The organism is [Lactobacillus] rogosae, from assembly GCA_900112995.1.
GTDB lineage: Bacteria > Bacillota > Clostridia > Lachnospirales > Lachnospiraceae > Lachnospira > Lachnospira rogosae.
This window is the reverse complement of record FONU01000004.1, coordinates 148992-170486: the sequence shown is the minus strand read 5'-3', so window position 1 is coordinate 170486 and position 21495 is coordinate 148992. Positions and strand designations below refer to the sequence as shown.

At 36.1% G+C, this 21495-nt stretch carries 19 protein-coding genes; 18 read left to right on the top strand and 1 reads right to left on the bottom strand.

The features are described 5' to 3' along the window. The first annotated feature begins 146 nt into the window (after nucleotides 1–146). The 15 genes from BM157_RS01600 (at nucleotide 147) to BM157_RS01530 (ending at nucleotide 16805) form a co-directional block, all read left to right on the top strand. Nucleotides 147–1799: an ABC transporter ATP-binding protein gene (locus tag BM157_RS01600; RefSeq protein WP_090139721.1), complete on the top strand. Its 1653-nt coding sequence runs from the start codon at nucleotides 147–149 to the stop codon at nucleotides 1797–1799. A 92-nt stretch (nucleotides 1800–1891) separates the two neighbouring features. Next, complete coding sequence (locus BM157_RS01595; RefSeq protein WP_055306346.1) at nucleotides 1892–3619, top strand: diguanylate cyclase domain-containing protein; 1728 nt, start codon at nucleotides 1892–1894, stop codon at nucleotides 3617–3619. A 272-nt stretch (nucleotides 3620–3891) separates the two neighbouring features. After that, entirely contained in the window at nucleotides 3892–5151 is a 1260-nt protein-coding gene (gene codA, locus BM157_RS01590) for a cytosine deaminase (RefSeq protein WP_090139699.1), read from the top strand. A gap of 180 nt (nucleotides 5152–5331) precedes the next feature. Beyond that, on the top strand, nucleotides 5332–6513 hold the full coding sequence (locus BM157_RS01585) for a PucR family transcriptional regulator (protein ID WP_022502757.1): 1182 nt from the start codon (nucleotides 5332–5334) through the stop codon (nucleotides 6511–6513). 322 nt (nucleotides 6514–6835) lie between these two features. Continuing rightward, the gene (locus tag BM157_RS01580; RefSeq protein ID WP_070101457.1) at nucleotides 6836–8188 is read left to right on the top strand and encodes a Na+/H+ antiporter NhaC family protein; all 1353 of its coding nucleotides are present in this window, start codon (nucleotides 6836–6838) and stop codon (nucleotides 8186–8188) included. Between the two features lie 63 nt (nucleotides 8189–8251). Next, nucleotides 8252–8884, top strand: coding sequence for a cytidylate kinase-like family protein (locus BM157_RS01575; RefSeq protein ID WP_022502755.1), 633 nt, complete (start codon nucleotides 8252–8254; stop codon nucleotides 8882–8884). Nucleotides 8885–8989: 105 nt separating this feature from the next. Beyond that, a complete protein-coding gene (locus BM157_RS01570) occupies nucleotides 8990–10003 on the top strand; it encodes a J domain-containing protein (protein ID WP_090139696.1) in 1014 nt (337 codons plus the stop codon). Nucleotides 10004–10017: 14 nt separating this feature from the next. Continuing rightward, a complete protein-coding gene (locus tag BM157_RS01565; RefSeq protein WP_022502753.1) occupies nucleotides 10018–10416 on the top strand; it encodes a C-GCAxxG-C-C family protein in 399 nt (132 codons plus the stop codon). Nucleotides 10417–10898: 482 nt separating this feature from the next. Continuing rightward, entirely contained in the window at nucleotides 10899–11105 is a 207-nt protein-coding gene (gene thiS, locus BM157_RS01560) for a sulfur carrier protein ThiS (RefSeq protein ID WP_090139719.1), read from the top strand. Nucleotides 11106–11173: 68 nt separating this feature from the next. Beyond that, nucleotides 11174–11947, top strand: coding sequence for a thiazole synthase (locus tag BM157_RS01555; protein ID WP_022501877.1), 774 nt, complete (start codon nucleotides 11174–11176; stop codon nucleotides 11945–11947). 32 nt (nucleotides 11948–11979) lie between these two features. Further along, on the top strand, nucleotides 11980–13212 hold the full coding sequence (gene thiH / locus BM157_RS01550; RefSeq protein WP_022501876.1) for a 2-iminoacetate synthase ThiH: 1233 nt from the start codon (nucleotides 11980–11982) through the stop codon (nucleotides 13210–13212). 24 nt (nucleotides 13213–13236) lie between these two features. Next, nucleotides 13237–13803, top strand: coding sequence for a thiamine phosphate synthase (locus BM157_RS01545; protein ID WP_022501875.1), 567 nt, complete (start codon nucleotides 13237–13239; stop codon nucleotides 13801–13803). 243 nt (nucleotides 13804–14046) lie between these two features. Continuing rightward, complete coding sequence (locus BM157_RS01540; protein WP_090139694.1) at nucleotides 14047–14442, top strand: Fur family transcriptional regulator; 396 nt, start codon at nucleotides 14047–14049, stop codon at nucleotides 14440–14442. 119 nt (nucleotides 14443–14561) lie between these two features. Then, nucleotides 14562–15110 (top strand): rubredoxin-like domain-containing protein, encoded by a 549-nt coding sequence (locus BM157_RS01535; protein ID WP_055175846.1) that lies wholly within the window; start codon nucleotides 14562–14564, stop codon nucleotides 15108–15110. Nucleotides 15111–15446: 336 nt separating this feature from the next. Next, nucleotides 15447–16805, top strand: coding sequence for a GGDEF domain-containing protein (locus tag BM157_RS01530; protein ID WP_090139692.1), 1359 nt, complete (start codon nucleotides 15447–15449; stop codon nucleotides 16803–16805). A gap of 141 nt (nucleotides 16806–16946) precedes the next feature. Here the strand turns inward: BM157_RS01530 and pdxR are convergent, their stop codons facing one another. Then, nucleotides 16947–18422, bottom strand: coding sequence for a MocR-like pyridoxine biosynthesis transcription factor PdxR (gene pdxR / locus BM157_RS01525; RefSeq protein ID WP_090139690.1), 1476 nt, complete (start codon nucleotides 18420–18422; stop codon nucleotides 16947–16949). Between the two features lie 174 nt (nucleotides 18423–18596). Here pdxR and BM157_RS01520 point away from each other — a divergent pair, with 174 nt between their 5' ends. From BM157_RS01520 to thrH, 3 genes are all read left to right on the top strand, one after another. Next, nucleotides 18597–19484, top strand: a complete 888-nt coding sequence (locus tag BM157_RS01520) for a DegV family protein (protein WP_090139688.1) — start codon at nucleotides 18597–18599, stop codon at nucleotides 19482–19484. A gap of 127 nt (nucleotides 19485–19611) precedes the next feature. After that, the gene (locus tag BM157_RS01515) at nucleotides 19612–20712 is read left to right on the top strand and encodes an aldo/keto reductase (protein ID WP_318255728.1); all 1101 of its coding nucleotides are present in this window, start codon (nucleotides 19612–19614) and stop codon (nucleotides 20710–20712) included. Between the two features lie 122 nt (nucleotides 20713–20834). Further along, nucleotides 20835–21434 carry a bifunctional phosphoserine phosphatase/homoserine phosphotransferase ThrH gene (gene thrH / locus BM157_RS01510; protein ID WP_055175941.1) on the top strand — a complete coding sequence of 200 codons (600 nt, stop codon included), beginning with the start codon at nucleotides 20835–20837 and terminating at the stop codon, nucleotides 21432–21434. Nucleotides 21435–21495 lie beyond the last annotated feature (61 nt).

Genomic DNA, 21495 nt, shown 5'->3' with positions numbered 1-21495 from the left:
CGTGGCTGAACATACAGAAAAAGGTACATTACAAAATAAAAATACCAACGAAAATAAGAAAAAGGAGTTGGATAATATTGAGTAGTAATAATGTAAACAGCACAGAAGCCAATAATTATAATATTAATAACGTTGATAATAAGAAAATGAATAACAAGAATTCATACAACGTAGTTTCAATAATATTACATACTATAATAAAGAGAAAATGGCTTTCTCTTGGAATTATAATTTCAGTATGTGGTGCGGTTATAACAGCTCTTTATCCACCACTTGTACTTGGAAAAATAGTAGATACACTCACAACAGGAAGTCAGATGCCTGTATATCTTGTATTTCTTTATATGGCATTTACAGTTATTACAGGTCTTATGGAAGCCACAAGAGAAGGGCTTCTTACAGTATTTGGGCAGAAGATAACACACGCACTTAGAAGTGGACTTATGGAGCATTTTGTAAGACTTTCTACTGACTCACTTAATAAGCAGGAGCCAGGTGCTGTTGTATCAAGGTTTGTAGGTGATGTTGATACAGTTGAGAACCTTTTTACATCGGGAATTGTAAGTATGTTTGCAGATGCGTGTAAGATAATAAGTATTCTTGCAGTTATCTGGTTCAGAAATAAAGGACTTGCAACAGTGCTTATGGTGCTTCTTCCATTTTTATTCTGGTTTACAAGACATATACAGAAGAATATGCTTGATGCCCAGTTAAAAAATAGACGAGCAGTAAGCCGTGCTTCAGGACATGTACCTGAAACACTTCACAATATCCGTACGATCCATAATCTTGGCAAGGAGAAGTATATGGAGAAAAGATACGATGAATATATAAGCGACAGCTACAAAGCTATGGAAAAGACCAACTTCTACGATGCCGTATATTCACCAGTTATTCTTATATTAAATGCAGTTGTAGTGGCGGTAGTTATGTTGTTTTCAGCCTCAGGCAATGCCAAAGTCCTTACACTTTTTGGTATGTCAGCAGGTACAGCAGTAGCAGTTATTAACTATATATCACAGATATTCTCACCAGTTGAAAGTCTTGGAATGGAAATCCAGACGATACAGTCAGCGATTGCGGGCGTGAGAAGAATAAATGAATTCTTTGAACTTCCAGTACTAGATAATAATGAAGAATTACAGGCAGAAAAGACATTTGATAGTAAAAATGATACACCTTATGTCCAGTTCAATGATGTAACGTTCGGATATGAGGCTGACCACACTGTAATAGCTGATAAGACATTTGTTGTAAATAGAGGAGAGCAGGTTACACTATCAGGAAGGACAGGTGCAGGTAAGAGTACAATATTCAAGCTGCTTTTAGGTCTGTATAATCCACAGAAAGGTTCTATCCTTATAAATGATATGAATTCAGCCGCGATACCAGATAACAGAAAGAGAAAAATATTCGGTTATGTTGAGCAGTCATTCCATATTGTTCCTGGAACAGTTAAAGACCAGATAACACTTTATGACAAGTCCATATCTGACGAAGCTGTTATCAAAGCGGCAAAGCTTACAGGACTTCACGATACAATTATGAACTTTGAAAATGGATACGATACCCAGTGTACGCAGGAATTATTCTCGCAGGGACAATGGCAGTTGTTATCCATAGCAAGAGCTACAGCTGCCAACCCGGAGCTGCTTTTACTTGATGAGATAACAGCCAATCTTGATGCCAATACAGAAAGAGATGTTCTTACAGCACTTAAAGGTGTATCTGAAAACAGAACAGTTATATCAATATCACACAGGGTTACGGCAAGAACAGGACGTGTAATAAACTGTTAAATACAATATTTCATAATGACAATGACGCCAGAATGTGATAATATTTTTTGTATTGGGTAATTTAATGAATTAAAGTATATCAGGTGGACAAAGTGGAAGATATTATGTATAGCATTAACAGGTTGTTAAGCATTACAATTGGAAATAATAGGTCATATTTTGATGTGCAATATGTTAATATTGCTATGTTGGTCTGGGGTTGTGTATTCTGCTTAATAGCAGGGGTGGGAATGATTTTAAGTAAGAATTTTGACCGCCGTAAGAGGCTGTGGATGATACTTTTGCAGTTTGCAACAGCTGTTCTGTTGCTCAGTGATGCAACCGCCTGTATATTCAGAGGCTGGACGGGTATATTTGGATATTGGATTGTAAGGATAAGTAATTTTATAGTATTTCTTGACAATAATATAATATTATATTTGTTCCACAGGTATGTGTGCAGTTTTATTTTTACGGAACAGGAAGAAAGAACTTTAAAAAGAGCAACATTTATAAATATACTGTGTGCCGTGGCAGTAGCTCTGGTTATTATTTCACAGTTTACAGATTTGTATTACTATTATGATGCACAGAATGTATATCATAGAAGTGAAGGTTTTATAATATCTATTTTTATACCTGTAACAGGAATGATGGTAGAGATGTCATTTTTGATAGAATACAGAAAGAAATTAAGCAATATTACAATTTCTTCACTTGGTTCATATATTATTCTTCCAATTGTAGCGGCAATAATACAGTTCTACTTTTATGAAATTTCGTTGATTGATATAGCTGTATGTAATTCAATGATAGTTATGTATATAACTGTTATTGGTGAACAGGACAGGAAACTTAACAATCTGGAACAGAAGCAGATTAAGACAGAGGCTGAACTTGAAATATCTATGGTGCTTAACCAGTGTATAGCAGAACTGACAACTGAAGCGGATATTAACATAGCTATACATAATCTTCTTGCAATTATTAATAATTATTTTGGTGCGGACAGATGTTATATTTTTGAAAATAATTACGATGATAATACAATGGATAACACCTATGAGTATGTTAGTGATAGTATTACAGCAAAGAAGGATAAGATTCAAAAGCTTTCAATGAATATTGTAAGTTTATGGATGGAGAATTTTAAAGAGGAAAAGCCATATTATATAGCAGATGTCAGCAAGCAAAAGGAAGAACCTGTATACAATATGTTGCATGAACAGAATGTAGACAGACTTCTTGCAGTGCCATTAAAAAGAGATGGAAATATAATTGGATTTCTTGGAGTGGACAATCCGGTTAATCATTACGAGGATATGGCATTATTGTCTTCTATACAATATTTTGTTACTAATAGTCTTGAAAAGCGTGTGCAGCAGGATAGGATGCGTTATTTAAGTTACAGGGATATGCTTACAGGTTTGTACAATCGTAACAAATATATAAGCATTGTTAAAGCGGCTAAAGACCAGATACTTAAAAATGTCGGAGTTGCTTACATAGATCTTAATGGTCTGAAAGCAATTAATGATAATTATGGACACTCTAATGGTGATAAGTTCATATGTACAGCAGCAGACACATTCAAAATGGTATTCCCGGATAATTCTTACAGGATAGGTGGGGATGAATTTGTAATTATAGAGCAGAATATTGAGCGTGATAAATATGAAGAAAGAATTACAGCCTTGAAAAATATAATGCAGGATAAACAAGTAAGCATATCCATAGGAGTTCTGTGGAGAGAGTATGTTGACGATTTAGAAGAATTATTAAAGGCGGCAGATAAGCTTATGTATAAGGAGAAAGAGATGTATCATAATAACAGAGAATAAAGTTAAAATAAAAGGGATTTGGGATACACCTTCCAAATCCCTTTTGTGTTCTTTTTGTGCTGTTAAGGGATTTATATTAAAAGTTATGATGGGTATGTATCCCCAGCACAAATACAATTATAAAATGTTGTTAAAACAGCATAAAATGCTTGTTACTTTGGAACAAATGCTTGTTGTTTGTTATATTGATTGTTATAGTCAGACCATATTAATCAATGCCATTTGATATTTGAATTCAGTGTTAATATCTTAGGCAGGAAAAGAGGTATAATATGGCTGGAAAGAAATTTATTAACGCAAAGTTAAAAGGATATAATGAATTACAGGAAATACTTGTTGAGGACGGAGTATTTAAGGCAATTGCACCACATATAGATGTAGATAGTGATTGTGAAATTGAGGATTTGGGAGGCAAGCTTACACTGCCACCATATGTTGACCCACATATTCATCTTGATTATGTATTCACAGCAAGAAAGCATGGCGCAGCTAACGGAACAGGAACATTATTTGAAGGAATTCAAAGGTGGAGTGAAACTAAATCAGATTTAACAATTGATGAGATAAAGGCAAGAGCAATAAAGGCAGTTAAAATGGAGGTGTCACACGGTGTCCAGTTCATAAGAACACACGCTGATGTAACTGACCCTAACCTCACAGCCTTAAAGGCACTTCTTGAATTAAAGGAAGAATTAAAAGATATTGTAACAATCCAGATTGTATCATTTCCACAGGAAGGAATGTATTCTTACAAAGATGGCGACAAGCTTGTTGAAGAAGGACTTAAAATGGGTGCTGATTGTGTAGGTGGTATTCCACATTTTGAGTATTGCAGGGAATTTGGTGAGAAATCAATCCATAAGGTTGTTGAATTAGCTGTGAAGTATGACAAGCTTATTGATGTACACTGTGATGAGAGTGATGACCCAATGAGCAGGTTTGTGGAGCTTCTTACAGCACTTTCAATTGTTGAAGGAATCGGACCTAAGACAACAGCAAGCCATACCTGTTCATTAGGTTCAGTAGATAACAGCTACGCATTCAGAATGATGAAGAATTTTAAGAAAGCAGGACTTAACTTCATTTCCTGCCCAACAGAGAATATATATCTTCAGGGCAGACAGGATACATATCCTAAGAGAAGAGGTCTTACAAGAGTTAAGGAATTATATGAAAATGGAATAAATGTATGCTTTGCACAGGATTCAATTCAGGATCCTTGGTATCCGGCAGGCAATGGCAATCTTATGAATGTGCTTGATAATGGTATACATATAGCCCAGATGATGTCATTTGAGGAAATGGATAACTGCCTTGACCTTATAACTGTTAATGGTGCTAAGACTATGAACATATCAGACATATATGGAATTGAGGCAGGCAAGCCAGCTAACTTTATTGTTGTCGATGCCAGGAGCGAATTCGAGGCAGTATGCGAAAGAGCCGATGTTGTTGCAAGTGTCCGTAATGGTGAATATCTGTTTAAGAAAGCACCAGTGGCTTTCGAGGCTTTGAGTGAATTTATGGCATAGATAAAGAGTGAATTATGATATAATATGACTACTTCGTAGTCACTTAGAAGTTTCTTCGAAACTTCGGATGCGTGGAAAAACAACGCAGGGCATATGATATAATGAGCACAAGAGTGCTCATCTTAAAAGTTCCTTATGGCACTATAAATAATTATAACAACATAATATAGGAGCAGCAATATGTTTCAATGTAAAGATCTTCTCACTCTCCCCTCAATGGCGAAAGCCAGAATAATAGCAGGAAAGAGTGGTTTGTCCAATAGAATAAGGTGGGTATATAAGCCTGAGAATATGAATTTTGCGAAGTGGGTAAAGGGACAGGAGCTTTTGATTATAAGCACGCCTGTTATACAGAGTAAGGATTTTGACCTGCAAGCAGTTATTAAGAAAGCTAAGAAGCTTGATATGGCAGGTGCATTGCTTCTTGTTGGTGATAAGTACATTGCCAGTATAGACAGTACAATAATATCCTATTCCAATCTTAACGATTTTCCGATATTTGTCATATCAGGTGAAATTCCTCTTGTTGACATTTTTGAAGAAATCGGACACGCTATTGCGTATAATAAAGACTCAGATGTATTAAGTGATGATATTCTTTCAGGAATTATATTTGGAAAGGACATCAATATAGAAGCATTTTCTATTAAATTTGAAGAAGCTGGCTATGACATCAATGGTAATAACCGTATGTTTATGATTAATATTCATTCAGATAATAAGATAGAGAATTTTGATTATGATTTCATTATGAATAAGCTGAGGGACAGTTTTGCACAGAATAATGGAAGTCTGATTTTATCAAGATATGCTAATAACATAGTTGGCTGTTTTAATTGTTTGGAAAATGCTGATGATACACACGGTCTTATTAATCAATCTTACGAAGCATTATCTGAATATGTGCAGGGTAGGTATACGGATATAAAGCTTGTTATGGGAATTGGACGTGAATATAATGGAATATCACATTTGCAGAAAAGTTTTACGGAGGCTTCAAGGTGTGTAATCCTTTCGGAGAAGATACAGCTTAATGGAAGTGTGTTCTGGTATGAAGAAATGGGAATATATAACCTGTTCTCTGAATTTGGAGATAAAAAGCTTATACAGGACTTTGTTGACAGTACATTAGGCATAATTATTGACTATGATAAGGAGAATAATACGAATCTTTTACAGACGTTAAAAGCGTACCTTTGGAACAATAACAGCCTGCTTCACGCTTCTGAACAGTTATTTACGCATCGTAATACAGTAAAGTACAGAATACAGAGAATAACTGAGCTTACGGGCAGGAATTTTGATGATGCGATGACACGTCTGGAGTTTATGAATGCTTTGATATGTCTTGAGGTAAGATAGACATTTGTGCTGTGAGAACAAATGAAGTAATACAAGATTGTTATTAGAAGTCATAACAATAAAATATTTATAAAAGAATGTTGAAGTATATATGTCTTAGTGATATATTCTTGAACATAGACAAGAAGCAAAGGGGCTTCTGCTAATGGTAATATTAGCGGAAGTCCCTTTTTGTGTATTAGTAAAAATGTTAATCTAACTGGCAGTAAAGGCTGAAATAGAAATTACTAAAGCACATTCATTGTTTATCTTGCGGTATATAAAATGTACCGCTGGACGCGTCAGATATTAATAAATATTTATATAACAGGAGGAAATGATTATGAGCTACGGTCTTATAGCAGTAATAATTGTAATCGGTATTGTCATAGGTGCTATAGCTACTAAGAAATGTGAGCCATTTCTTATAGGCGGTTCAATTATAGGAGCAATATTTTTATATAAGCAGGATTTTATAACCGAATGGGTTAATACACTTGAAGGTGTTATGAGTGATGAAGCATACTTAATACTTGTATGTGGTTTGTTTGGAAGTATAATAGCACTTCTTACAGCCTCTAAGGGACATTTTGGATTTGCAAAGATTGTTTCAAAGATATGTAACAGCGAAAGAAAGACTTTATTCACAACATTTATATTAGGTGTAATTATATTTATTGATGATTATCTTAATGTATTATCAATAGGTACAGCAATGAAGAAGGTATATGATAAAGTAAAAGTACCAAGAGAAGCACTTGCATATCTTCTTGATAGTACAGGTTCACCAGTCTGTGTTATGTTCCCATTCTCATCTTGGGCAGCATATTTTGGAGCTATCTTCTTCGCACAGGAGAGTGTTCAGGCACTTGGTGCAAAGACCTGGATGGGAGCTTATATTAAAGCAATTCCATTTTGTATATATCCAATAGTTGCATTACTTATTGTAATTCTTTTCTCAGCAGGTGTATTTCCTAAGCTTGGCGGAATGAAGAAGGCTTATGAAAGAGTTGCAACAACAGGTAAGGTTTACAGTGATGCAAGTAAGAAGTACAATATGGACGATGGCGAAGGCGAACAGGACGGCAACATATTCAATTTCCTTGTTCCAATGCTTGTACTTGTAGTTGTAGCCTGTGTTACAGGGAACCTTGTAGTAGCACAGATTATATGTCTTGCAGTAACACTTGTTATGTATCTTGCAGAAAAGCTGATGACATTTACAGAATACTGGGATAATTTCGTAAAAGGATTTGCAGATATGCTTCCTATTATAATTCTCCTTATAGCAGCACTTACATTCCAGACGATTGCAAACCAGATGCAGATGACAGAGTTCTTCATAGATATTACACAGCCAATATTATCAGCAAAGATTTTCCCAATGCTTGCATTTATCATTACTGGTATATTAGCATTTATGATAGCCAATGCGTGGGGCGTATGTACACTTGTTGCACCAGTTCTTCTTCCACTTGGTGCAAGTGTAGGAGCCAATGCAATACTTATAATGGCAGCAATTCTTTCAGGTTGTGCATTTGGTAATCACGCCTGCTTCTACTGTGACACAACAGTTCTTGCTTCACAGGGTTCAGGTATTGATAACTTTGACCACGCGGTATCACAGCTTCCATATGTACTTATAGGAGCTGGAATAAGTATAATTGGTTTCCTTGTATTAGGATTTGTTATGTAAAATGTGTTAGTTTTATAAAATGTATATAGGAATTATAAGAATAATTTCAGAATGGAGGCAGTTATGAGTGATAAGAAATATGTTGTTACAATAGCAAGGCAGTTTGGCAGCCTTGGACGTCCAATAGCCAAGCTTATGAGTAAGAAGCTTGGAGTTGAATATTATGACAGGGATATAGTGGAGCAGGCAGCTAAGAAGCTTAATCTTCCAGTATCACAGATAGATGAACTTGAAGAAAAGGTTAAGAAGACATCAACTAATTCATATAAGAGAATGATGTATCCTCTTGGAACACAGTCAAGCACAGAGCAGGACAGAATATTTGAAGCCCAGCAGAATATTATGAAATTCTTAGTTGAGAGAGAAAGCTGTATAATAGTTGGACGTTGTTCAGATTTTGTCCTTTCTGATGAAGAAAATGCGGTGCATATATACATTTATGCTCCATATGAACAGAGAGTTAAGAACTGTGTGAATGATCTGCATTTAAGCGAAGAAGAAGCCAAGAAGATGATAAGGTCAGTAGATGAGGCAAGAGATAATTACCATATGCACTATGCAGGATTTCTTCCATCAGACCCTAAGCACAAGACTATAATGATAGACAGCAGCTCTTTGGGCGTTGAGGGTACAGCTGAGTATCTTGTGGATTTTATTCAGAAGAAATTTGATTTAAAAACATATACGCTTAACTAAGTATGTGTTATCATATGCGTAATCTAAACATTTATGGCTTACAATAGTTAATTTAATGAGTTGATAAATGCGTAACCAATAGAAAGAGCATATCAGGATAACCCTATGAAAATGAGTGTAGAACAGGCATATAAAATATTAGCAGTATCAAAAGGCACTGATATAAAAGCGATTAAGAAAAAATATAGAAAACTGATGTTAAAGGTGCATCCCGATTCATTAAAGTCAGGGAAGAATACATATCAATATAGTGCGCAGGAGATTAATGAGGCATATTCAATTATTATTAAGAATTTATCTGATAATAAAATGTCCGGTTATTTCAATAATTCCAGCGATGATAATTATTCATCAGAGTACACATATGATGGAGAATATTATCAGGACTATAATTCATATGCTTCCGATGGCGGTAATTGGGATGCACCTGTTAATGATAATGCGTATACAAGCCGTAATATATATCATTATGCAGAAGGTGCAAGAGGAAATATTACCGGAAGCTTTGTTATAGCAAAAGGCAAATATATCTGGACGTCAGAAGAAGATTTTTCATTATTCATAAAGAGTATATCAGAAAGCAGTGATAAGCTGTTATCAGGTATAGATAACAGAAGGAAAGGAAGCATATCGGATACAAGCAGGGCAGTTATAAAAGCACAGCTTGCATACCTTTTAGCCCAGCAGTATATAGATGCAACCTACACACTTAATGAACTTATCACACCGGTAAAGCAGAATAATGCACAGACATTTTATATAGACTCAATGCTTGAAATACAAGCTAATGCCCCATTTTTACGGGCAGGTATGACACTATACCCACAATCACTTAAAAATCACCGTCTATATTTAAAGACTAAATCGGGAAATGCCGCAGGCTATATATCATTCAGGGACGACAGGCTATATTACATAATAATTCCACTTCTTGAACAAAAAAGAGCACAGGTAAAAGTCCAGATTGCCACCAGGCAGGATAAGAACAACACAAGACACAATGTGAAATACAAGAATCTTGACTTTTGGATAAAAATTTCTGATAATAATTCAGGAACATTTCCTGAAAGCATAAATATGCAGATTGAGGAAATACTTACTAAATATTCTAAAATGTAATTGGAGGACAATCAATGAATAGACATATAGATAAAGCAATGCAGTTAAGAAATGAAACCCCGATGGTAAGCAACTGTGCCCAGACAATAATGAGAGCCTACGCCGATGAATTAGGAATGACCGAACAGCAGGCAGCAGCAATAGGCTGTAACTTTGGTGGCGGAATGAAATGCGGCGGCACTTGTGGAGCAATAACAAGTGCTCTTATGGTATTAGGTGCAAAAGGAATAGACTCCCCTGCCGTAATAACAGAATTCAGAAAAAGAATAGCCGCCAACCACGATGGCTTAACAGATTGCGTAGACCTTCTAAGAAACAACGCCCGGAAAGGCGGAGTAAAGAAGGAACATTGCGATAATATGATAAAAGAGTCCATAGAATTAATAGACGAAATCACCAACAAAGAAGATTAATGTTGCAAAATATTCCAACAAGTGATATAGTAATAAACAATTAAATAAAAAACAAATAGAGTGAATTTCAAAGAGTTCACGAAGGGGAGCACCACCACCGGCGCTTCCTTTCGTGAACTCTTTTTTGCGTGAGTAGCGATGAGAATACACTAACAAAGACACTTGCCGAACTCTGCTTGCAGAAGTGAGCAAGAGGCTTTGTTAGCGTATTCGAGGAGCACCGCGACAGTGACAGAGCGAAGCTCTGGAACGCGCTACTCACGCAAAAACAGTGGAGGGACGCCACCCAGCAAACCTTATCCCCTCAGTCAGCGACCCGCAGACAGAGGAAGCGAAGCTTCCAAATGTCGTCCGACAAGGCTAATTCCCCATCCCTCAGTCAGCAACTCCCAGACAGAGGAAGCGAAGCTTCCAAATGTCGTCCGTCCTACACTCCAAAAAAAAATTCACTCTCCCAATCCCCAAAGAAAGAAGGACCAGCAATGATAACAATAAAATTCAACGGCAAACCCACCCAAATCCCTACATCAACCACAATCACCACCTTCCTCACCACCCACAACTACAACCCGATCCATGTAGTAGTCGAACTCAACGAGGTCATAATCCCGAAAGACTCCTACCCCACCACAACCCTGTCACCCGATGACACCTTAGAAATCCTGACATTTATGGGTGGCGGTCAATAACCTTCCGTCATTAACCCCACCCCACCCCCCCTACCAATAAATAACCAAAAAGAAAAGAGGACAAAACAATGAACAACAACGACACATTCAAATTAGGAAAATACGAATTTACATCAAGATTTATCTTAGGCTCAGGAAAATATTCCCTTGAATTAATAGACGCCGCCGTAAAACAGGCAGAAGCACAGATAGTAACACTTGCACTAAGAAGAGCCAACGATGGCGGAATTGCCAATATTCTTGATTATATTCCAGAAAATGTAAAGCTTCTCCCTAACACATCAGGTGCAAGAAATGCAGAAGAAGCTGTAAGAATTGCAAGACTTTCAAGAGAATTATGCCACAGTGATATGGTTAAGATAGAAGTTATAAGAGATACTAAATATCTTCTTCCAGACAACTACGAAACAGCTAAAGCAACAGAGATACTTGCCAAAGAAGGCTTTGTAGTAATGCCATATATGTATCCAGACCTTAATGCAGCAAGAGATATGCAGAATGCAGGAGCTGCCTGTATTATGCCGCTTGCAGCACCAATTGGTTCTAACAGAGGTGTATGCACTAAAGATTTTATACAGATACTTATTGACGAAATTGACCTTCCAATTATTGTAGATGCAGGTATAGGTCGTCCATCACAGGCATGTGAAGTTATGGAAATGGGTGCAGCTGCGGTGATGGCTAATACAGCTATAGCGACAGCAGGAGATATTCCAGCGATGGCATCAGCATTTAAGAATGCAATAAATGCAGGACGTGAAGCTTATCTTTCAGGCCTTGGAAGAGTAAAGAAGGACGGTGCAAGTGCATCATCTCCATTAACGGGCTATATACACGAATAATAATGCAATAGATTACAGAAACGAGGATAATTATGAGCGACAGCAAAGATATGCACATCAATGAAAGTATATTGAGTGATGAAATAAGAGAAGATTTGAAGAAAAACAGAACTAACCATATGGAATATCTTCCAGATATGGAAGTACTTGAGTCAGATATACAGCAAAAAGTTATAGATGCTATGAACAATTATGACTACGATAAATATACAGCAAAGGATGTTCTTAATGCTATCAATAAAAGCAACAGGACACCAGAGGATTTTGCTGCTCTTTTATCACCAGCTGCACTTCCATATCTTGAACAGATGGCAGAGGCAGCCAAGGATGAGAAAGAAAGACATTTTGGTAATTCTATATGCTTTTTTACACCTATATATATTGCTAATTACTGCGAGAATTACTGTATATACTGTGGTTTTAACTGCCACAACAAGATTAAGAGAGCCAAACTTAATGCACAGGAAATAGAAGAAGAGATGGAAGCAATTGCAAGGTCAGGCTTGCAGGAGATACTTATTCTTACAGGTGAAAGTAAGAAAATGTCAAGTGTGGAATACATAGGAGAAGCCTGTAAAATAGCAAGAAAATATTTCAAGGTTGTTGGACTTGAAGTATATCCTATGAATTCAGATGAGTATGCTTATCTTCATAAATGTGGTGCTGACTATGTAACTGTATTTCAGGAAACCTACAATTCAGACAAATATGAGACACTTCATCTTGCAGGACATAAGAGAGTATTCCCATACAGGCTTAATGCACAGGAACGTGCATTAAAGGGAGGTATGAGAGGAGTTGGTTTTGCTGCACTTTTAGGACTTGATGATTTCAGAAAAGATGCTTTTGCTACAGGTATGCACGCATATTTATTACAGCGCAAATACCCACAGGCAGAGATAGCATTTTCTTGTCCAAGATTACGTCCAATAATCAATAATGACAGAATTAATCCTAAAGATGTACACGAAGCACAGTTATTGCAGGTCGTAACAGCATACAGATTATTTATGCCATTTGCCAGTATAACAGTATCTACAAGAGAGTGTGCACGTGTGCGTGATAATCTTATGAATATAGCGGCAACTAAAATATCAGCAGGTGTAAGTACGGGCATAGGAAGCCATTCAGAAGATATTGAAGAAAAAGACAGAGGCGATGAGCAGTTTGAAATATCAGACGGAAGAGATGTTAAGCAGGTATATGATGACCTTGTAAAAATCGGACTTCAACCAGTTATGAGTGACTATATATACTGTGGCTGATTAAGATTAAGGAGATTAGGAATTATGCAGGACGTGATTGCAATTACTAACCGCAGGCTTTGTGACAGACCATTTTTAGAACAGATAGAAAGAGTATGCAAGCTTTATCCAGCAGCTGTTATTCTAAGAGAGAAGGATCTAAGTGATGCTGAATATGCTGCACTTGCTGCAGATGTGTATTCGGTCTGTAAGAAATATAACGTAAGACTGATATTGCATACTTATGTTGCAGTGGCAGAAAAGACTGGCATTAATGCTATACATTTGTCAATTGATAATCTAAGAAAATATCATAGTCAGCTTAAAGATAGTAATGTAGCTATAAAAGGTTGTTCAATCCATTCCGTTCAGGAAGCTGTCGAAGCGGCAGAACTTGGTGCTTCATACATTACGGCAGGACATATATATAGTACGGATTGTAAAAGAGGTGTTCCACCAAGAGGCCTGGAATTTCTGAAAGCAGTATGCGAAAATGTTAATATTCCGGTATATGCCATTGGTGGAATTAACATAGATGGCAGCCGCAGGCAGGAAGTACAAGAGTGTGGTGCAAAGGGAAGCTGTATTATGTCTGGAATGATGAAGGCATAAATAAAAACAAAGCTTGCATAATAATATTATAAAAATAATATAGTAAAAATAAGTTGACTTTTTGATAGAAAATGATACACTAATATTAGTAGTTGTTACTATTATTGGTGTATCATTTTTGATTTAAATCCAATAATGAGCGTGATTTATCAAATGGATATTATGTACATATAAAATATTAAACAAGTAACAGTATATAATGACAATATTAATTTAATGTAATTTGAATAGAGGAGTTACAATATGGCAACAGTAAAAAGAAGCAGACAAAGAGATGCAATCAGGAGCTTTTTGATGTCAAGAAAAGACCACCCTACGGCAGAGGTTGTGTATGATAATGTCAGTAAAGAGTTTCCTAACATAAGTCTTGGAACTGTATACAGAAATCTTACATTCCTTGTAGACAATGGAATGGCTATGAAAGTGCCGTGTAGTGATGGTTCGGTGCATTTTGATGGCAACGTGAACCCACATTACCATTTTCAATGTGTGAATTGTGGCAAAGTTATGGATTTGAACTTTGACTCAAGGGAAGTTGAGAAGAATTTTAATGAAGCGGCGGCAAAGAATTTTGATGGTACAATTCAGGGAAATGTGACATTTTTCTATGGAGAATGTCCTGAGTGTATAGATAAGTAAAAATATTAATAGGAATTATTACTATTTTGCTTGACAAAGGAAATAAACAGTGTTATATTAAACTCACAAACAGTAATAATTACTATTTTTAATAAATTAAACAAGAAAAGGAGATTAAGATTATGAAGTATGTATGTACAGTATGCGGTTATGTTTATGAAGGAGAGTCACTTCCAGCAGATTATGTCTGTCCAGTATGTAAGGCACCAGCAGACAAGTTCTTAGCTCAGGGAGATGACAAGGTATGGGCTGCTGAGCACGTTGTAGGAGTTGCTAAGGGAGTAAGCGAAGATATTATTGAAGATTTAAGAGCTAACTTCAATGGAGAATGTTCAGAAGTTGGTATGTATCTTGCTATGGCTAGAGTTGCTCACAGAGAAGGTTATCCAGAAGTAGGTCTTTACTATGAAAAGGCAGCTTGGGAAGAAGCTGAACACGCAGCTAAGTTCGCAGAGCTTCTCGGTGAAGTTGTAACAGACAGCACTAAGAAGAACCTTGAGATGAGAGTAGAAGCTGAAAATGGAGCTACAGCAGGTAAGGTTGACCTTGCTAAGAGAGCTAAGGCTGCTAATCTTGATGCAATCCACGACACAGTTCATGAGATGGCTAGGGATGAGGCTAGACATGGTAAGGCATTTGAAGGTCTTTTAAAGAGATACTTCGGTTAATCATAAGCTGGTATATGAGTAGTATACAGTATCAGAATTAATGGTACAGTTAATTGGATAGCTTATATTAATCAATAGATTAATAAGGTATTATTACTGCCGTCAGTATTACACTGGCGGCAGTTTTTATATAATAGGAAATTTAATGTTATAAAATTCTATAGTAAGTCCCATTAAAACATTAAATGCCAGCGTGACATTTTCTCCAATATGTGCTATTGTATATTCAATTAAGAGTTTTGTAGAAAATGGTCGAATAATAATGAAGAATAAAAGCTTGTTTCTTGCAAGTTAAACAAGTGCTGTTGGTGTACAGTGCTGGAATGGAGAACTTCAATGGAGAATGATTTAGAGCTGGAAGACAGAATACTTACAATGCTGTCAACCCAATATGAGGGGATTTATCAGATTGATATTGATAATGATAGTGTTCTATGTATTTATAATAGGGGTAATAAGTTTAAGAAAGACAGTAATGTAGAGTTAGAACAGTGGGTTCAAACAATGATTGACAGGTGTCATTATGAGGACAGAGGCAGGCTGTTGGATTTAATATCAGTAGAGGCAGTTAAAGGCTTTGGCAGTAACGATGAGTTTAATAAAAAGCTTGATGTAAGACTTATGTATGATGGTAAATATAAGTGGATATTAGTGACACTTATGTATGATAAGACATTTAACCAGATAACAGTGACAGAACGTGATGTATCACACAGATATGAATATTATGAGATAATAAAGCGTAAAAATGCTGAACTTAGAAAGCTTTTGCAGACAACAGAGCAGTATAAAGACGCACTTATGTCAGAGTCAATTGTTATGTATCAGGTTAATTTTTCAAAAGATACAATAGAAAATGGCATATATCAGCGAAAGAATAATAAAATGTATAGTGCACTTGATACAGTAGGTATTAGTACATCTAGTTCTTATGATGAATATTGCAGAAGGTGGCAGAAAAGGGTTTCCAAGGATACAATTGAAGATTATTTAAAGCTTGCGACGTCAAAGAAGATTATCGAGCTATTTAATAATGGTAATACTACTGTATCTATTGATTACAGGACAATGGATACACAGGATACGGAGATGTGGATTGATAAGTCTATATATCTGTCAAAGGACAAGCTTACAGATGATATTTTAGGAATTATAAGCTTAAGAAATGTTACAGAAAGATATAGACAGGAATATTTGAAACAACGTCTGGAAAAGCAGGCATCACTTGACCTGCTTACAGGCCTTTATAATCACGTTACTGGAGAATTGCTTATAAAGAGCAGGATTGACAACAGTGCTCATATGTATTCGGCATTTGTTATATTTGATATAGACTCGTTTAAATTAGTTAATGATACTTATGGCCATTATTTTGGCGACTGTGTTATACAATATGTTGCCAAGAGATTAGCAGAATGTACAAGGGAAGATCAGGATATAGCGATAAGGTATGGAGGCGATGAGTTCGTTGTATATATTGAATATAAAGACAGCGATAATATCGAAGATATCGTGAAGAGAATATTTAATTATGTAACAGATGAGTACGATGGTTATAAGATAAGCGTAAGTATGGGGATAAGCTTATCTGTTAATTGTGGTTTACATTATTATAATATGTACCAGTGTGCAGATAAAGCGTTATATGAAGCCAAGAAATCGGGACGTGGATGTTATAGGTTTTATTCTGAATAATAACAAGGTGTCACATAAAATGAATTATTTAATGTTAGTAAGGCAGTGAATAGTTCATTCGTGTGACACCATTATTTTTATAAGAGAATATTTATTATTATTAGATTTCTTCCACCAATATGTATTGCATTAAGTAATTATTTATAAGCATATTTCTTCAAGCAATTTCGCAGTAATAGCGACATCGTTCATAGATATTCCAGAGTAGTTGACAATTGCTATATGCGAATAATTATCAGGTGAATAGCTGTTTCCAGTTATATAGTCAGAAAGAAATGATATGAGAAGTCCTTTCTTGCTGGCTTTTTGCTTTAGCTGCTCATCAGTTAATTCTGTGTCGTATTTTAGGAGAAAATGCAGTCCCGAATTTTCCTCGTATATATTAATACGGTCTTTGATACTGCTTTTCATAAGCAGACCTATAAGATTATCCCTTATGTCACGGTAATGATTGCGCATACGGTTAATGTGTTTATCAAGAAAGCCGTCTTCAATAAAATGTGCCAGAGTATATTGTTCAAAGTTAGATACTGTACAGGCATAGAAGCCAAGCTGCTGTTTGAAGCGTTCAAGGAGCGGCACAGGAAGAACCATATAACTAATTCTTATAGTTGAGGCAAGGCTTTTTGTAAATGTATTAAAATATATTACCTTGTCTGTGGCATCGATTGAAAAGAGTGATGGTATTGGCTTTCCCTGAAGTCGGAATTCACTGTCGTAGTCGTCCTCTATTATGTATCTGCCGTGCGAGTTGTTAGCCCATTGTAACAGACCATATCTTCTGCTTATAGATGTAACTATACCAGTAGGAAAATGGTGTGACGGAGATATCTGTATTATCTGGGAATTCGCAAGTCCAATGCTGTCAGGTATTACACCTTCATCATCCATATCAAGTGCGTTGACCTTGACACCTAATGAGCGGTATATATTTACGATTTTTCTGGAACTTGGATTTTCAAGTCCGTAGGCAAGGTCACGTCCAAGAAGCTGAACGATAAGCCCATATAAATATTCAGTTCCAGCACCAATAATAATCTGCTCAGGATTTACTGTAATTCCCCTGAATTCATATAGATGATGTGCAATGGCACGGCGCAGTTTCATAACGCCACCTGTGGGTGGAACATTGAGTGCATCATCGCCCTCATATGTAAGTACCTGACGCATAAGTTTTGCCCATACTGAAAATGGAAAATTATCTTTAGGGGTGTGGCTGTATACAAGGTTGACAGCTGCATTTTCCAGGGGAGCACCAGTATTTTCCAGGGAAGCACGAGCATTATTATTCACATTGTAAGGCTGGTTACTGCTTGAAATATTATTGAAAGCGGTATTCTTAAAAGAATGATTACCTGTGGTATTGTAATTATTATTAATCTCCGATACATAAAATCCCTTCTTAGGAAGTGAATATATGTAACCTTCTGCAAGAAGCTGTCCGTAGGCATTTTCAACAGTTACGACGCTTATTCCGTGATTTTTGGCAAAATCTCTTTTGGAAGGGAGCTTTGTATCGGGTGTTAATTTGCCGGATATAATATCATCTTTAATACAGGTGTACAGGTATTCGTAAAGGCTTTTTTTGTTTCTATTATTAAAAGAATATGTAAGCATATATTTATCCTCGTTAAATAAGGCAGGTTTATGGCTGCTGACCTTATAATTAATCAAATGTTTATTAAGAATAATAATATCAGATTAAATATAATAAATCAATGGACATAAGATATGATATATAATAAAATTACTGTGTATACAAATATTTATAATATGTATGGAGGCTTAGTTATGAGTGATTATATTATTTCGTGTTGTTCTACAGCAGATTTAACAGAGGAACATTTTAATAAGAGAGATATACATTACATATGCTTCCATTATGAGCTGGATGGAGCAGCTTATATGGATGATTTAGGGAAGACAATGAATTTGGATGATTTCTATAAGGCTATGTCAGAAGGTGCTGATACTAAAACATCACAGATAAATGCGGAGGAATATGAGGCATATTTTGAAGAATTCTTAAAAGAAGGAAAAGATATACTTCATCTTACACTTTCATCAGGCATATCCGGAACAATTAATTCTGCTAATATAGCGGCGGAAACACTTAAAGAGAAATATCCAGACAGAAAGATATATGTAATTGATTCTCTTGCAGCTTCATCCGGATACGGGCTTCTTATGGACAAGGTTGCTGATTTAAAAGATGAAGGTATGGGTATAGATGAGTTAAAGGACTGGGTTATTGAGAACAGATTAAAGGTTAATCACTGGTTCTTTACGACAGATCTTACATTTTTTATAAAAGGTGGAAGAGTGTCAAAGGTGTCAGGTTTCGTGGGTAATCTTCTTAATATATGCCCACTGCTCAATGTTAATTTTGAGGGAAAGCTTATACCTAGAGAAAAAATCCGTACTAAGAAGAAGGTTATTGCAGCAACTGTTGATAAGATGATTAATAATGCCGAAAATGGACTTGATTACGATGGAAAATGCTACATATCAATGTCAGCGTGCAGAAAAGATGCAGAAGCTGTTGCAAAGCTTATAGAGGAGAAATTCCCTAAGCTTAACGGCAGGGTGGAGATTAATAATATAGGTACAACAATAGGAAGCCACACAGGACCTGGAACAGTTGCATTATTCTTCTGGGGCAATAAGAGAGTTGACTAACATTGTGGTTGTATATACGGTTATTTATAGCAATAACAGCACAATAGAATTAAGTAAAATAAGAAAAGATAAATAGTATAAGAAAATAAAATATCAAAAGAGAATTAACAATCAGGAGAGAATTACAATGAATAGATTCGGATTTGGAGCGATGAGGCTTCCGTTAATCAATCCAGATGATAAACAGTCAATTGATATGGACGAGTTAAAGCGTATGGTTGATATATATATGGAAGCAGGATTTACATATTTTGATACTGCATTTCCGTATCACGACCAGATGTCAGAAACAGCGTTAAAGGAAGCTTTGGTTGACAGATATGACAGGGACAAGTATGTATTTGCCGATAAAATGCCTACAGTGCTTATAAAATCAGGTGAGGAGTATCCGTTATATTTTAATAAACAGCTTGAAAAGACAGGCGTTGGATATTTTGATTACTACCTTATGCACAATATGGGCAGGGACAGATATTATAATACGGACAAGTGGGGTGGATTTGAATTCGCTAAGAAGATGAAAGCCGAGGGTAAGATTAAGAATTTCGGATTCTCATTTCACGATGATGCACAGTTCCTTGATATGATATTAACCAATCACCCGGAAGTTGATTTTGTTCAGCTTCAGATTAATTATCTTGATTGGGAAAATGATATTATCCAGTCAAGGTTATGTTATGAAACAGCAAGAAGGCATAATAAGCCAATAGCTGTAATGGAGTCTGTTAAGGGCGGGACACTGGCGAATCTTCCAAAGGAAGCAGAGAATATTTTAAGGGAATATAACAAGGAAGCCTCGCCAGCTTCGTATGCTTTAAGGTTTGCAGCTAATCTTGATGGTGTGTTTATGGTGCTTAGTGGAATGAGCAATTGTGAGCAGGTGCTTGACAATACTAAGATTATGGCAAGACCTCAGCCGCTTAACGATAAGGAAAAGGAGCTTCTTAAAGAGGTTGTAGCAATAATTAACAAAAGAACAGCAATTCCTTGTACTTCCTGTGGATATTGTATGGAGGTATGTCCTAAGAATATTAATATTCCAGGACTGTTTGCACTTTATAATAATTATTGCATTAATGACAATTTTTCCAATATGTATTATCAGAGGCTTATATATAATAAGGGAAAGGCTTCAGACTGCATTAAATGTCACAGATGTGAGAAGAATTGTCCACAGCACATACATATACCGGACAATCTTGAGCTTATAGCAAAACTAGCCAAATAAAGCTTATATTGTAAGCTTATATGTTAAAAGGTGTTCACCAATTAAGATTATTGTGTTATAATCCAATCTTGATATTATTTAGAAAATGTGTATACTACACGGAAATGAGGGCAAATATGAGTATGAATATAGTATGTTTAGATCTTGAAGGAGTATTAGTTCCAGAAATCTGGATTGCATTTGCAAAGGAAAGCGGTATTCCAGAGCTTACAAGAACAACAAGAGACGAACCAGATTATGACAAGCTTATGAACTGGAGACTTGGAATTCTTAAGGAACACGGTCTTGGACTTAAAGAGATACAGGAAACTATTGCAAAGATAGATCCACTTCCAGGAGCTAAGGAATTCCTTGATAAGTTAAGAGAAACAACACAGGTTATTATTATTAGTGATACATTTACACAGTTTGCAGCACCTCTTATGAAGAAGCTCGGCTGGCCGACTATATTCTGTAATACTCTTGAAGTAGCTAAGGACGGAACAATTACAGGCTTTAAAATGCGTTGTGAACAGTCTAAGCTTTCAACAGTTAAAGCACTTCAGTCTGTTGGCTTTGAAACAATTGCCAGTGGTGACAGCCACAACGATTTAGGTATGATTCAGGCTAGTAAGGCAGGTTTCCTATTCAGAACAACTGACCAGATTAAGGCAGATTATCCACAGCTTGAAGCATTTGAAGAATATGATGACCTCTTTGAGGCAATAAAGAAGGCTTTATAATTAGAGAATGGAGATAAGTGCTTAGCCATGATGGGCGTACTTTGAAAAGGCACGAATGGAG

Coding starts and splice junctions, on each gene's coding strand:
- BM157_RS01600 (WP_090139721.1), top strand. CDS start 147: ATGAATAACAAGAATTCATACAACGTAGTTTCAATAATATTACATACT.
- codA (WP_090139699.1), top strand. CDS start 3,892: ATGGCTGGAAAGAAATTTATTAACGCAAAGTTAAAAGGATATAATGAA.
- BM157_RS01585 (WP_022502757.1), top strand. CDS start 5,332: ATGTTTCAATGTAAAGATCTTCTCACTCTCCCCTCAATGGCGAAAGCC.
- BM157_RS01580 (WP_070101457.1), top strand. CDS start 6,836: ATGAGCTACGGTCTTATAGCAGTAATAATTGTAATCGGTATTGTCATA.
- BM157_RS01575 (WP_022502755.1), top strand. CDS start 8,252: ATGAGTGATAAGAAATATGTTGTTACAATAGCAAGGCAGTTTGGCAGC.
- BM157_RS01570 (WP_090139696.1), top strand. CDS start 8,990: ATGAAAATGAGTGTAGAACAGGCATATAAAATATTAGCAGTATCAAAA.
- BM157_RS01565 (WP_022502753.1), top strand. CDS start 10,018: ATGAATAGACATATAGATAAAGCAATGCAGTTAAGAAATGAAACCCCG.
- thiS (WP_090139719.1), top strand. CDS start 10,899: ATGATAACAATAAAATTCAACGGCAAACCCACCCAAATCCCTACATCA.
- BM157_RS01555 (WP_022501877.1), top strand. CDS start 11,174: ATGAACAACAACGACACATTCAAATTAGGAAAATACGAATTTACATCA.
- thiH (WP_022501876.1), top strand. CDS start 11,980: ATGAGCGACAGCAAAGATATGCACATCAATGAAAGTATATTGAGTGAT.
- BM157_RS01545 (WP_022501875.1), top strand. CDS start 13,237: ATGCAGGACGTGATTGCAATTACTAACCGCAGGCTTTGTGACAGACCA.
- BM157_RS01540 (WP_090139694.1), top strand. CDS start 14,047: ATGGCAACAGTAAAAAGAAGCAGACAAAGAGATGCAATCAGGAGCTTT.
- BM157_RS01530 (WP_090139692.1), top strand. CDS start 15,447: ATGGAGAATGATTTAGAGCTGGAAGACAGAATACTTACAATGCTGTCA.
- pdxR (WP_090139690.1), bottom strand. CDS start 18,422: ATGCTTACATATTCTTTTAATAATAGAAACAAAAAAAGCCTTTACGAA.
- BM157_RS01520 (WP_090139688.1), top strand. CDS start 18,597: ATGAGTGATTATATTATTTCGTGTTGTTCTACAGCAGATTTAACAGAG.
- BM157_RS01515 (WP_318255728.1), top strand. CDS start 19,612: ATGAATAGATTCGGATTTGGAGCGATGAGGCTTCCGTTAATCAATCCA.
- thrH (WP_055175941.1), top strand. CDS start 20,835: ATGAATATAGTATGTTTAGATCTTGAAGGAGTATTAGTTCCAGAAATC.